Origin of the sequence: Rhizobium oryziradicis (assembly GCF_001939045.1) — a bacterium.
Classification (GTDB): Bacteria; Pseudomonadota; Alphaproteobacteria; order Rhizobiales; family Rhizobiaceae; genus Allorhizobium; species Allorhizobium oryziradicis.
Genome location: NZ_MKIM01000025.1, coordinates 460,629 through 473,739, shown reverse-complemented (window position 1 = coordinate 473,739; position 13,111 = coordinate 460,629). Strand labels below are relative to the sequence as shown.

At 54.0% G+C, this 13,111-nt stretch carries 10 protein-coding genes; all 10 read right to left on the bottom strand.

Translation table 11 applies throughout. The annotated features are described in order from the left end of the window. Positions 1 to 126: 126 nt before the first annotated feature. Positions 127 to 927 carry an MOSC domain-containing protein gene (locus BJF95_RS10210; protein WP_075639319.1) on the bottom strand — a complete coding sequence of 267 codons (801 nt, stop codon included), beginning with the start codon at positions 925 to 927 and terminating at the stop codon, positions 127 to 129. Beyond that, positions 924 to 2,603, bottom strand: coding sequence for an FAD/NAD(P)-binding protein (locus BJF95_RS10205; RefSeq protein ID WP_075639318.1), 1,680 nt, complete (start codon positions 2,601 to 2,603; stop codon positions 924 to 926). The genes BJF95_RS10210 and BJF95_RS10205 overlap by 4 nt, the downstream gene beginning before the upstream one ends. A 360-nt stretch (positions 2,604 to 2,963) precedes the next feature. Next, a complete protein-coding gene (locus BJF95_RS10200) occupies positions 2,964 to 5,303 on the bottom strand; it encodes a polysaccharide biosynthesis tyrosine autokinase (RefSeq protein WP_075639317.1) in 2,340 nt (779 codons plus the stop codon). A gap of 178 nt (positions 5,304 to 5,481) precedes the next feature. Further along, positions 5,482 to 6,387, bottom strand: a complete 906-nt coding sequence (locus BJF95_RS10195; protein WP_075639316.1) for a UTP--glucose-1-phosphate uridylyltransferase — start codon at positions 6,385 to 6,387, stop codon at positions 5,482 to 5,484. A gap of 4 nt (positions 6,388 to 6,391) precedes the next feature. Next, a complete protein-coding gene (locus BJF95_RS10190) occupies positions 6,392 to 7,405 on the bottom strand; it encodes a glycosyltransferase family 2 protein (RefSeq protein WP_075639315.1) in 1,014 nt (337 codons plus the stop codon). Continuing rightward, the gene (locus BJF95_RS10185; RefSeq protein ID WP_075639314.1) at positions 7,402 to 8,337 is read right to left on the bottom strand and encodes a glycosyltransferase family 2 protein; all 936 of its coding nucleotides are present in this window, start codon (positions 8,335 to 8,337) and stop codon (positions 7,402 to 7,404) included. The genes BJF95_RS10190 and BJF95_RS10185 overlap by 4 nt, the downstream gene beginning before the upstream one ends. Beyond that, positions 8,334 to 9,359: a glycosyltransferase family 2 protein gene (locus tag BJF95_RS10180; protein ID WP_075639313.1), complete on the bottom strand. Its 1,026-nt coding sequence runs from the start codon at positions 9,357 to 9,359 to the stop codon at positions 8,334 to 8,336. Before BJF95_RS10180 ends, BJF95_RS10185 begins: the two co-directional genes overlap by 4 nt. Beyond that, a complete protein-coding gene (locus tag BJF95_RS10175; RefSeq protein WP_075639312.1) occupies positions 9,349 to 10,605 on the bottom strand; it encodes a glycosyltransferase family protein in 1,257 nt (418 codons plus the stop codon). Before BJF95_RS10175 ends, BJF95_RS10180 begins: the two co-directional genes overlap by 11 nt. 34 nt (positions 10,606 to 10,639) lie before the next feature. Next, a complete protein-coding gene (gene exoK, locus BJF95_RS10170; RefSeq protein ID WP_075639311.1) occupies positions 10,640 to 11,434 on the bottom strand; it encodes an endo-1,3-1,4-beta-glycanase ExoK in 795 nt (264 codons plus the stop codon). 1 nt (position 11,435) lies between these two features. Next, positions 11,436 to 12,563, bottom strand: a complete 1,128-nt coding sequence (locus BJF95_RS10165; RefSeq protein WP_245297281.1) for an acyltransferase family protein — start codon at positions 12,561 to 12,563, stop codon at positions 11,436 to 11,438. Positions 12,564 to 13,111: the final 548 nt, after the last annotated feature.

The window sequence follows — 13,111 nt, the reverse complement described above, 5'->3', positions numbered from 1 at the left end:
AACCTGAAGGCCGCAGGTTCAAATCCTGCCCCCGCAACCAAATATACAACAAAATCAAAGCCCACTCTCGCGAGTGGGCTTCTGCGTATAGGGGGTAATAGAAGCTTTAAACGCAGCATTGGACACTCAAGCGCCGAATGCGCCCGCCTCCAGCTCCATCCCACCGCCAACCTGCAGCCTGCCAGTGTTCAGCACATCACAATAGACGCCGAATGTCCGTCCGTTGTTGCGAACAATCGTGCGTAGGATCTCAACATCAGCGGCGATATTGGGCTGGGCAATGATCGTCATGCCGCAACGTTTTGTGCTTTCCGTGACCAGCATGGATAGCTCACCGCAGTGCAGAGTGCTCCCGAGCCAGTTGCTTTCCAAGAAACAAGGGCCGGCTTCAACGTTCAAAACGATGTTTGGACGAAATCGCCGGTCGTCCAGATCATTCAACGACAACAGCTTCGATAACGCATCCCTTGATGCCGACGTGATCACATGGAGAGCAGCGGGCTGATAGCGATTTGCGATTAATGGGAGTTGCTGAGCCGCAGGCCAATCTGGGTCGTTATACCGTCCAACTCCGACGCTGAAGCCAAAATATTGACTGAGTGCAGCACTGAGCGCAGGATCGCAAACCAGATAGGCGTCCCCATTTGGAAAGTGGATATAGGTTTTGGCGGTGTTGTCGATGCTACCCATCAGGAAGAGTGCAGGGTGCCAACGTGAATCATTTTCTGGCGATGCGGTCTTGCCAGTGGATGTCTCGAAAAGCCCAAATTGTCGATCACCAACGATGCCTGTCGTGGTGATATCCACGGTTTGGAGTTGCTCTCCGCCCAGTGAGCTTACCGGATAACGCCAGATCTCAGCAATCTGTCCAATGGGTTTGCGCTGTTCGGCGCGCGGTATGTCCGAGGGCATCTGCTTTGTTGTCATGCCAATAGCATCTCACGTTTCGTCGAATCCAACTGGTCTTCAATGATTGCCTTTGCGACAATGTCTCCAATTTCCGCTGCGCTGGTGATGCCTTGGACAAAAGGCATTTTGTGCAACAGAAAAGGGATCGCAGCACAATATATCCGATTGGTTATTCCCCCCGGTGAGCGTGCCCGGAAGAATTCGTCGACATCAATTCCGCCCATTCGTCTCGAGGTCGGGACTTCGTGGATGTTGAGCGGCGAGATCTGGTTTTGGGTCGGTGCTTCTTGAACGCTTCCTTGCGCAACCAGCGTCGGGAAAGGCAGCTCAGTGGCAGACAATGGGCCTTGGCCGGTTGCATTGATGAAATTGTCAAATCTGATACTCGATCCTGCCGTCTGGATTGTCGCCCCATGTGATTGATTGTTGGTCGTTATGTCATAATCATCGGAAAGCTTTTGAATTTCGAGCCGTCCGGCCGCGTGAAGTGCTAAAATACGCTTGATGGAGAGATGCGGAACGGTGGCATATTCATCAATAAAAATGTTTTTGAAGGATTTGTTGAATCGCGCAAAATCCTCCGTATTCAAGTACGGGACGATTTTCGCGATGATTTCATGGGTGATCATGATCGCATAGCGCCATGGCACCGTGTATTTGGCTTTTATATTTCGCTCGGCTTCCGCAAGATTTTGAGCGGCCCACACAAAGGGATCGCTGTCGACGCGTCGTTCGTAATAGGCGTCTGCAAAAGTGTCGACGGTGAGCGCTGCTAGCCCGATATCTGCGGCATACTGTTCGTCCGCCACCATAATCTCTTGTTTGAACAGCTCAAAGACGTTGTCAAGTAACCCTGCCGGTCCGCGGGAAATCAGAGTGTCGACTGCCTGATTGGTGCAAATTTGGGGATCGAGATAAGGGAGCGGGCAATAAAAATCCGCTTCCGGCAGCAAGCCTTTTCGAGACATCATAACCGCCGAAAAGGTCTCAGACTGCCGGCCAATTTGAAAGGTAAGATCACCTTCTTCGTTGTAAAGAAAGGACCCGCAGGAGGTGGCGACGGTCATGAGCGCGTCAATTGCGCTGAGCGATGTTCCCAGGATTCCAAGGCGTCCTCTCTGGATCGAGTGCAGAGAAGATGCAGGCCATGCGGAGGTGAAATACCCCGGTTGGGCTTGTTTTTGGGCTGGCCAGTGATGGCCGGTGGCAAGAACAACATGGTCGAAAACGGCACTGACTTTTTGCGCTGATACGACAGTCACCAGGATGCCGTCGGGCGTTACAGCGATATCAATCACGCGGTGCTTTGGGAAAATCTCGACATGATGACCGCGTTGTTCGGCGGAGCGAACGAGGCTCATGAACCGTTCGTGAAAATAATCACCCAGAACGAGACGCGGATAAAATTGTCGCTCATGGATGTCATCGCGCAGGATGCCATATTCATTAAGGTAATCATCGGTGCGGCCGCGCATCCATTCCACAAGCGTCTCATCCAGCTGTGGAATTTCAATGCTGGGGATGTTGGACAGCATCGCCGGATCGTTCACGCTGGGAAGATAAGGTGTACCCTTGCCAGCCTCCGCTTCAGCTTCATAAATGGTGATGATGAGGGAATTTTCGGCCATCAAAAGCTGCTTGAGCGTATAAATGCCGGTGGGACCAGAGCCTATAATGCACACTTTATTCCTCATGGCGCGAAACTTCCCGTCCTATCCGTGGCTCACAATAAGTGTAAGTTTTTCGAGCGGTATATGTTCCGTGTTTGCTCTTTTCAGTTCGGTCTAAGGCGAAGACGATGTCGATCACGACCTGTAGGCCAAACTGCAGCAAGAGGGCATTCATCCAAGGCAATGCCGTTTGAGGCACGACAGCCCTTCTGACCACATAAATCTGCGGCCTGACGAGATTGTCCGCTCAGGCGGCATGGGTCTGTATAAACTGACAGCGCCGTGCGTTTTATCAAACGCACGGCGCTGTGACACATTTAATCTGCTGCATAATTTCCACCTTAAACCGATTCCGATTTGAAGAATTATGCGGTCGTTGAAGCGTCATTCGACATAATATTTGTTATACTGATTTCTGAATTTCTCTGATCCGCCAAAATCGCTGTAGCGGCTCAGTTCCTGCATGTCTGTCTTGTTCAGCAGCACACCGACGACTTTATTGTTGATCTGAGGCTCGGCATCCAAAAGATCGGAGACCAGTTTTGTTGGGGTTTTGCCCCATTCGACCACACACACGAAGCCGTCCGCCAGGTGGGAAAATGCTTTGGCATCAACAACCGGGCCAATGGGCGCGAGATCGACAACAATGTAATCGAATGATTTTCGAACGCTGTCCAACAGCGTGTTCATGCCCGGTGAGGCAATCAGTTCATTGGTATGGACGAATGAACGGGCACCAGCACCGGGGGCAACAGGCAATATAGCAAGCTGTGTTTCCTGATCCACCTTTATGCAGTCCTGCCACGACGCATCCCCCAAAACGGCCTGTATCAGACCGGTTTTGGCAGGGGGATTGAGCAGATGGCTGAGGCTTGGGTTGCGCAAGTCGGCATCAATCAGCAACGTTCTTTTGCCACTCGTGGCAAGAAGCACGGCGAGATTGGCGGCAACCGTTGATTTTCCCTCATTGGGCAGGGCCGAGACAATGCCGATGACCCGGCTTGTGCGCCCTTGCAGCATCACGTCGATGGCCAGTTTGGTGTTGCGCAGTGTTTCTGTGAAGGCAGAACGCGGCGCATCAATGACGGTGCGCATCATGCGATCCAGTCCCAGTGTTTCGCTCAAGGGTGGCGCAACCGTCGCACCGCTTGGTGCCTTTTTGCGCCAACGGCGAAGCTTGGGGTTCATAGGCTTTTTGGCGCGCGGCCCCATTCTTGGCAAATAGCCCAGTGATTTCAATCCCAAGACGGATCGGATGTCGCTCTCAAGACGGAAATAGCGCTCCTGCATTTCCTGAACGAAGGCAAGCCCCGCACCCACAATCAGGCCCAGCACGGCAGACAAGGCAAGCGCCATGGTTTTGCGCGGGCTGGAGGGAGAAGAGGGAGTGCCCGCCTGCGAAATCACGCGGGCCTTGGTAACCGGCAGAGATTGGCTCTGACTTGCCACTTCGTAACGGCTGAGGAATGCAGCATACATGGTTTTCAACGCGGATGCTTTTTGCTCAAGTTCGCGAAGATGAACAAGGGCAACGTTGGCTTCCGAATTTGTGCTTGTGAGCTTCTGAATGCTGTCACGCAAAGATTTCTCACGCGATTGCGTCACATCATATTCATTGGCGTAGCTGGCTGTCAGCTGTTTGAGTTCTTGAAAGATCTGCTGGCCGATATTGTCTTTTTCTGCTTTCAGCGCCACGGCTTGCGGGTGGTCTGCGCCAAAGTTGGCGACAACGTCCTGCTCGCGTTTTTCGACCGCGAGATAGCGGGTGCGCAGATCCTGCAAGCCTTGATTGGCATTGGTCTGGCCGGATATAATGGCATTCTTGACCGCATTTTGCGGACCCTGTTCCACAATGGCTTTAAACTGATTGAGCCGGGCGGCGGCACTGGCGGCGTCTGCCTGCGCAACAATCAATTGCTTGGTCAGATCGGTCAGTTGCTGCTCGGTCATCAACTCGCCGCCGGTCTGGGTCAGGCCGTTTGCCGACTTGAACTTTTCAACGTCAAGCGAGGCCTGTTGCGCGCGCTTGCCCAGATCGTCGAGACGGCCTTGCAGCCATAGCGTGGCGCGTTCGCTGGCGTCAAAGTTGGCGTTGAGCTGATCGGTCAAAAACGCATTGGCATAGGCCTCTGTGACCTTGGCAGCCAGACGAGGATCGGGCGAGCGATAAGAAATTGACAGCACCGCACTGCGCATGACGCGCTCAACTGCGATGCTTTGTTGCAACATGGCGGCAGCCTTGCCACGCAGACCCTGACGGATTTGCTCTGGTGTCCGCTGAGGGCTGGTAACAAACAGGCCTTTGACAGAGCCAATCGCGTCTTTCAGCTCGCCGACCAGCGATTTCGGCGGATCGGTAATCAGCGCCACGTCGGCAAGCTTTGCCTCATCCACAACACGCAACGCCATGTTGTTGGATTTCAGCACCTCGATGGCGCTGGCAATCTGCATGTCGGCCTGTGTGCGGTCATCTTGCGGGGGGTTGTCGCGGTCGGTGTAGCGCGACAGATTGTCATCCAGCAAGATCTGGGTGTAGGCGGTATAGTAAGGGGTGGTAAAGAGCAGATAGAGCACCCCCAGCATCACGAAAAGGGCCACGCACAGGGCCACCATCCGCATGCGGCGGGCGGCAATTGTCAGCAGCCTGTCCAGATCAATAAAGGAATCGGCGTCGGGCTGGTCTCGATGTAGAACGGCTTTCAAGGGCAGAGTTCTCTCGTTCATGGTGCTGTTCTTCATTGTTCGTGGCAGATGTTGGTCGGCCTGCACCAGCCACGATTGTTTTGCTGGACGTATCTTCTGTCAAACAGACAGTTGATCTTGCAAGACGTACAGAGTGGCCATCACGGCCGGATCGGAGATCAGGCCGTGATGGCGTTCAAGTGCACCGCAGTCTATTGTATCAAGCGGCCTGAATACGGCTTTCGTGCATCATGACCATTTCCTTGAGGGATTCGTATACGGCATCGCCGATGTCGTCCCTGTCCAGAGCAAAGGCCACATTGGCTTCGATAAATCCATGTTTTGAGCCGCAATCGAATGTTTTGCCAGCGTAAGGATGCGCATGGAAGGGTTGCTGGGTTGCCAGCGTCCGCATGGCGTCGGTTAACTGGATCTCATTGCCTGCACCGCGTGTTTGTTTTGCCAGCACATCAAAGATTTCCGGCTGCAGAATATAGCGGCCATTGAGGTAGAAGTTTGATGGTGCTTCAGAAACGGGCGGTTTTTCAACCATTCCCGTCACCACAAAGCCGTGCTGCACGGCATCGCCTTTGGCAACAATGCCGTAGCTCGATACCTCTTCCGGTGCGCACTGCTCAACGCCCAGAACATTCCCGCCACTGACGCTGTAAAGATCCATGAGGCCAGCCATGCAGCCGCGCGCGCCATAGCAAAGCATGTCGGGCAAAAGCAGAGCGAAAGGCTCGTTGCCAATCAGATCGCGCGCGCACCACACGGCGTGGCCAAGGCCAAGCGGGGCCTGCTGGCGGGTGAAGCTCACAGAGCCTGCGGTGGGAAGCATGGCTTCCAACTCGCTCACCTGTTTCATCTTGCCAGAGCTCTCCAGGGCTGAAATCAGCTCGGGCGTATCATCGAAATGGTCTTCAATGCTGTGCTTGTTGCGGCTCGTCACAAAAACAATGTGCTCTATGCCCGCACGGCGGGCTTCATCAACAGCATATTGTACGACGGGGCGGTCAACAATTGTCAGCATTTCTTTTGGCATCGCCTTGGTGGCGGGCAGAAACCGAGTGCCGTTGCCAGCAACGGGAATAACGGCTTTTCGAACGGTCTTGCGAAGATCCATGTCGCTATCCTTTGTGAAGGGGGGCGTGCGTGCCCCCGGGTGTCAGTGATGCTGAAGTTTTGGTGCGGGTGCGGCCTTTCAAAAGACGTTTCACACGCATCATGATGGGCATTCGCAGGTGGCGAAGCGCCCGCGGATTGGTTAGGGCCGCTTTGAGCGCACCCGAAATCGAGCGCGCTTTGAGGCTGTTGATCAAGGAGATAAAGGCATGGGCTTCATGCAGGCTGGCCGTGCGCTTCTTTTGCGCGGCCAACGCCGAGCCCTGCAAAGGGTAGCGTTGCAGGAAGCCGCTATCGGCTGCCAGCATGGCATCCACATGATGAAGGTGCAACACGCGTGAAATGGAGCCTGCCCGGACATAATAAACATAGCCGGCTGTGGGGACGATGGCGCAGCGCCCACCTTCCGCCAGCGCTGAGGCCAGCAACAGATAATCCTCGCCAATGCGCAAGCTCTCATCGAACTGAAGACCCTTGGAGCACAGGAAGTCACGCTCGAAAACCGGCTTCATATAGCCAAAATTATGTTCGGCTCTAAACAGGATGTTGGAGCGAATGAAACTGGCAAGATCGATCTGCGCGCGCTGGGCCAAAGCCTCTTCCAGAAACATGGTCCGGCCGTTGTTATCGAGATCGATCACGTCGAGGTTATCGACCACAATCTGCGCGTCTGTTTCTTTGGCGCGCTCCAGCATCTGGAACAGGCGCATGGGCTTGAACACGTCATCGGAATCCAGCACCGCAATCCATCGGCCTTTTGCGGCGGCAATGGCGGCGTTTCTGGCACCGCCCGGCCCCTTGTTCTTGTCCAGCGCAATCAATTGAACCCTTGGGTCGTTGATGGACAAAACCCGCTCACGGGTTTGATCGGAAGAACAATCGTCAGCAACGATCACTTCAACCGTGACATTGATCTGTGCCAGCGCGCTGTCAATCGCCCGCTCAATTGTGTCAGCAGCATTATAGGCAGCAATGACAATGCTGACATCTGGAACCCGGGTGGTCGCCAACGTGCTCATGGAGAAACGGCCTCCAGCGATCCATATTGGTGGATTTCACGAAATCCGAGAATGCCCGATAGGGCTCCGACATGCAAAATGCCGCGCAAAACAAAGCGATTGCGGCGAATGGGAGCAAAAACCACAAGCAGTGCGGCGATGAAACAAAATGCAGCTTTGGCCGCGGTGATGATCAGGCTCTTGATCCTGGCGAATGCACCAGCGCCGTCCGCCACCAGACGGCCATGGGTTTGCCCCATGCGATAGCGGCGTTTTGCCAGCCACTCAAAGCGGGCGCGCTGGCGCGGCACGGCTTCATACAGCAGCGCCTCCGGCGCATAGGCAATGGTGCCACCGCTGCGATGAATGTGGGTGAAATATTCGGTGTCCTCACCCCCGGTTTTGCCAAGCGCCAGATTGAAGCGCATGCCCAAAAGATGGGCAGAGCGCAGATTGAGCAGGACATTGCAGGTGTAACCCGTGCGGATTTCGCCCTTCACAAACACCGGAAAAGTCGAATGAAAATCGCCCTTGCGCATCCATTCGGGTGCACTGTCATGATAACCGGCATGCACAGGGCCAAGCACCGCATCGGCCTTTGTTTCCGTGGCGATTGTCACAAGCTGCGTCAGCCAGCCTTCCGTGGCGGTTTCATCATCATCCATAAAGGCCAGATAATCAGCATCGCTGTTATCCAGACATGCATTGCGGGCTATGGAAATATTCCCGGCCGGGCAATGAACATACACCACCGGCCAGGGCAGATGTGGCAGAAGGCCGTTGACCAGAGGTTGGGCGCTTGGCGTTTGATCATTGTCGGCAATGATGACGCGCAGGCAAATGCCCGCAGGCACGTCCACCATGGCCAAAGACAACAAAGCCGCCTTCAGTTCTGGCCGTCGAAAGGTGCAAATGCCGATGTCGATCCGCATGCTCAAGGCTGTGTCACTCATGATGTCACCTCTTGGCGTGGCCCGATAGACCGGGATTTGCGCCCTCGCACATCCAGCAACTCGCGCCAAAACCCGGCCGACCAGGCAAAATGCATGATCATGGCCGAAACAGAGGCCAAAAGACCCAATGGCTTTTGGGCACCAAATGTCAGCCACGCCCCATAGGCGATACAGGCAAAGGCCCAGACGACGAAGGGAACCACGGCAAGCCAGCTGATCAGACCCAGCAGGGCAAACAGGGTGACGGGTGCCACCGCCAGCGGAATAAGCTGGCGCAGGCTTGGGCGGGAATTGTGCTTGAGAAAATTCTTGGCGCGGCCCCGGCCATAGCCAAAATATTGCCGAAACAGCGGCAGGGGGCTGGAGCGCGGATAATAGGTCATCGAGGTTTCTGCCGTCATCCAGACGCGAAAGCCAGCCTTGTTCAACCGATAGTCAAACTCGGCGTCTTCATTGTGCCGAAAGGTTTCATCATAGCCATTGATGGCTTTGAAGGCCGAAATGCGCACCAGCGCATGGTGCCCATGGTCAGTCCAATGGCTTTTTGCACCAACGCGATGGCGTGAACCGCCATTGCCAAGCTTGGAGTTTTGCGCAAGGGCTGTGGCCTTCTGGAACGTGCCAAAGCCCACCGTCAACATGCCAACCACCACGGAGTCCGCATTGGTTTCCAGCGCTTCCATCACCAGTGTCTGGCAATAGTCTTGCGGGTAGGTGCCATGGGCATCAATGCGGATCATGTAATCATAGCCGTCACCAAATTGTGCAACAGCCAGATTGACGGCGGCGCTCTGGATTTTAGCCGGATTGTCGATCAGATGAACCTTGGGGTTTCGCGCCACGATATTTGAAACAATCGCTTGCGTGCCATCCTTGCTGCCGCCATCCGCCACAATGATGTCGGCGTCCAGATCAACAAGCGCTTTCTCAAGATTGGCAATCACGCCTTCTATATGCTTGGCTTCATTGAGGCATGGGATCACAATAAGGCATCGTACGGATTTAAGCTTGTCAGCCATCATGAACGTCCACCTTTGTTGCCGAGGTTTTCGGGGTTGGAACTGTTGCTGGTCCTGAAGAAGAGTGGGCGGGCTTTTGGCGCGCCATTGTCGCGCGTGAATGCGGAGCAGGGAGGGCCGAAAGCCGGGCGACGAAAGTCTCGCAATCGCCTTTGTTTAACGTGAAATTTCGCGGATCCTGCCCGTTAAGATGCTCGACTGCCTGGAGGCAGCGTTCTGTCGTCATGGTCTCAAACAAGGAGGTCAGGGCGGCAACGCTTGCATCGCCAATCTCGAAGCCAATGGCTTTTCGATTGAGATAATGTGCGGTTTCGGTGCCCTTCAGCGCGATGGGAATGCCGCCATGGCGGCAGCCTTCGTACAATCGGTTGGGCAACAGCCAGCTGGAATTCTGGCCCTCTTCATAGAAGTCAATCGCCCAGACAAAGTGGATCTGGCTGTAGATATCGGCCAAATCCTCAGGATTGCGATAGGCTCCATGAAAGGAAATGTAAGGCTCACGCGCAATCAGCGCGTCGAAATCGTCAAATTCACCATGAGCCGGGCGACCGCGCATATCAACAACGACGCGTCCCTCCATGGCGCGGGTAAAATCGGAGAGTAGCTTGAGCGATTTTGCACAGCGCAAGGCACCGAACCAGCCGATTTTCCAAGGCTGCTCAGGCGTTGGCGGCGATTGCGAAACCGATGCCGCACCATGATTGTCTTCAAGATCAAGCACTTTGTTTTCCAACAGCATGACCGGAAGATCCACATCGGACAAAGGCTTGAAATAATGCTCGACAAAGGCAGGTGAACTGGTGATCAGCAGGCTGGCATCGCGGCTAAACCGCCCCTCAAGGCTTCGAAGGGCGGAGCCGATCACATCCTTGCGCAGCATGAGCCGATGAATGTCGAGACATTCATAAACCATCGGAACAGGTGAGCCAAAAATATGGCGTGCCCGGTAAGCAACACTCAACATTTCCAGATTGCGGGCAATGATAACATCGGGTCTGGGCAGATGACCGAGCTTTGATTTAACCAACAGGCTGGCTTTGACCACGGAAACTGCGCGTTGCACAAATTGCCCGTCAGACGTGGTTCCCAATTCGATCGGTTGAATGCCTTCCACCGCAGCCAGTGCGTTTTCATCCCGGCGAAACCCGGCCAGCATGACCTCTGCACCACCGGCGCGCAGCATCAGAACCCGGCGGCGAATGGCCGGGTCTGCAAGGTCATGGGCTAGGTAAAGGACACGCAGGGTCATAAATCCTCTAGGTCAGTTTGGGAACCGGGACGGCTTATTGCAGCTTGCAGGCAACAGAGGTCGGGAACTGGCATTTGTCGCCCAATGCCGTGAATGCCACGCGCTCAACTGTCATGGTCTGGGGTGTTGTGTAGGAGAAAGGTCCCATCCAGTCGGTGAGGGTATCGGTGCCCCACAGGCTCAGGAAAATCTTCTGGCTATGGGAGGGAAGCTTGGCCGGATCGGTGACGTCCTGCACCATTTTGCCATTGACGTAAAAACGTAAACGGTCTTTTTCCCACACGAAGGCATAGTCATTGAATGCTTTGTTGGCACCACCCGGCACAGGCACCAGCTTCTCATTATCGCCCTTGGCGGAGATATATTGATTGACCTGCACCTCGTTGAGGTTCTTGCCCAAAATCTCAAAATCGATTTCATCGTGAGGCGATTTATCGACCGGGCCGATGAAGCTGAAAAAGGCAGAGTTCAAACCGGAAATATCGGCGGCTTTCATCCGCACTTCATAGGTGCCATAGCCAAACCGCTGCTTGGTCTGAATTTCGGCGCAGGAAAATTTGCGCTCTTTCAACGGTGTATTGTTGAAGGTCAGTTGCAGATGACCATTGTCAACTTTGATGTTGTTTTTGGTCCATGTGCAATTTTGATGCGCGCCATTGTTCCAGCCGTCGGAAATATACCAACGGGCCGAATCCAGCGTTTTGAAGGTGTCGATGAAAGACTGTCCGGTCGGCCCCTGCTGGGCATGCGCGACGGAGAAGCTCATCGTGGCGGCGAAGACGCCGAGAATTGAGCGCGAAATGCTCCGAAAATGTGGGGTGTAGGTCATATTAGTCTCCTTTTCCGAGAACTAAACGCGCACGCTCAGTCATTTGGGGGCTCGTTGCAGGTGATCGAGAACGCGTGCGCTGTCCTGTGGTTACGGCATAGAGGCGTGGGGCAAACTGTTGCGCGAGATAGTGCGAGGTCAGCGCCAGCAAGAAAGTGAACGGCACAACCGCGACATAGAACAACGGGTAAAAATCGATGTTGATCTTGCCCCACACCAACCAGGCCATCATCATGATCGGATAGTGGGTGCAAAATATCCAGAAACTCAGGCCGGAAGGGGCTTGTACCAAGACCTGTCCAAAGCGCGTATCCAGCAACAGCCGGGTCAAGGTCCAGGCACCCAAGCCGCCCATAACCGCCACCAGCTTTTCGAAAGATTGAAGCCAGACAGGCCTGTCATCCATGCCGTTGCTATAGAGGGCAATGAACAGCAGCAGCGCGCAAACCCCGATGACCGATATCATCGGCAGCGCAAATCGATCCAGTTTTTTGATATTGATGCCATGCAGCGCAATGGCGGCTCCAGAGGCAAAACCGAAGACAATGGATTTCTTCAGGAAAATCAAATTTGGAACCGGCAGAACCGCATAGATCAACAGCACCGACAACGTGATGATCGGATAACGCTTGACCAACAGGCCGATCAGGGGTGCCATGACAATGCACAGCAGCAAATCACGCAGGAAATACAAAGGCAGGTTTATCGGCATGGTTTCTGTGGCAAAAACCAGATTAACCAGCTCCCGCAGGGATGCATCAAACATGTCGGGAAAATAGCCGAGCCCGAAATCCCACATTTGCAACAGGGCGATACCGGCCAAAAACACGGCATTCCAAAGCAGAAAGGGCAAAAACAGGCTGCTGAACTTGGCTTTGAGGATTTTGCGATAGTCCAGCATCTCAAAGCCCTTGCGAAACAGCAAAAGGCCGGAAATGGCGCTGAGGCACGGCACACCAATGCGAAAGAGCACGTCGTGCAAGAAAACCCGCATGCCGTCAAACGCACCGTATTGCCCGAGGTAGGCATTGGAGTCCTGATCAAAAGGCACATGCACAAACACAATACCGGCAATCAGCAAGAGCCGTGCGATATTGATTCGGGCAGATAACTCTTGATCGATCTTCACGATGTGGGTCTCTCCTGTCCTGACAGTCTCAAGGTCGATCGTTGGGCCGATGCGAAGAAGAATGTTGCCATCGCCTCTTCGCATCGTGGATGACCTTCCCATCGTGGTAATGTGAACTAAAAAATGTGGCAGCGCAGCAAAAAAATCAACTTTGGCGGAGCAAGGCTGCATAAAAATCTGCACCTTCGGTTTTAACGCAAGGTGCGACACCGCGTCAGGCTTCTGCAAATATGTCGCTATTTCAATCGTTTAAAAGAAAACGGACGGACTGGGTCTGCTATGCAAATAAGAGGCAATATTTCTGCAAATTTTCGCAAAATGACCGCCGATCCATGCATTTAACGCGAGCCTCTGGCCCTGAATGACAAAATATCGCCCAATTGATGCCGCCGTTGGTGCAGGACGCTCGAAAAAAACGTCATTGTGAGCAGGTGCAACAATTTTGCTTGCCAATTGAGCGGCCATTCCCATAAGTTCACCCAAACATTACCATTATGGTAAACTGACGTGGGAAACTGAAAAGCGCCTCATTGTCTTATCAAGAGGCA

What these genes read in the sequence shown, in the direction of transcription:
- BJF95_RS10190 (WP_075639315.1), bottom strand. Translation starts at nt 7,405, where the DNA reads ATGAGCACGTTGGCGACCACCCGGGTTCCAGATGTCAGCATTGTCATT.
- exoK (WP_075639311.1), bottom strand. Translation starts at nt 11,434, where the DNA reads ATGACCTACACCCCACATTTTCGGAGCATTTCGCGCTCAATTCTCGGC.
- BJF95_RS10210 (WP_075639319.1), bottom strand. Translation starts at nt 927, where the DNA reads ATGACAACAAAGCAGATGCCCTCGGACATACCGCGCGCCGAACAGCGC.
- BJF95_RS10205 (WP_075639318.1), bottom strand. Translation starts at nt 2,603, where the DNA reads ATGAGGAATAAAGTGTGCATTATAGGCTCTGGTCCCACCGGCATTTAT.
- BJF95_RS10185 (WP_075639314.1), bottom strand. Translation starts at nt 8,337, where the DNA reads ATGAGTGACACAGCCTTGAGCATGCGGATCGACATCGGCATTTGCACC.
- BJF95_RS10175 (WP_075639312.1), bottom strand. Translation starts at nt 10,605, where the DNA reads ATGACCCTGCGTGTCCTTTACCTAGCCCATGACCTTGCAGACCCGGCC.
- BJF95_RS10180 (WP_075639313.1), bottom strand. Translation starts at nt 9,359, where the DNA reads ATGATGGCTGACAAGCTTAAATCCGTACGATGCCTTATTGTGATCCCA.
- BJF95_RS10195 (WP_075639316.1), bottom strand. Translation starts at nt 6,387, where the DNA reads ATGGATCTTCGCAAGACCGTTCGAAAAGCCGTTATTCCCGTTGCTGGC.
- BJF95_RS10200 (WP_075639317.1), bottom strand. Translation starts at nt 5,303, where the DNA reads ATGAACGAGAGAACTCTGCCCTTGAAAGCCGTTCTACATCGAGACCAG.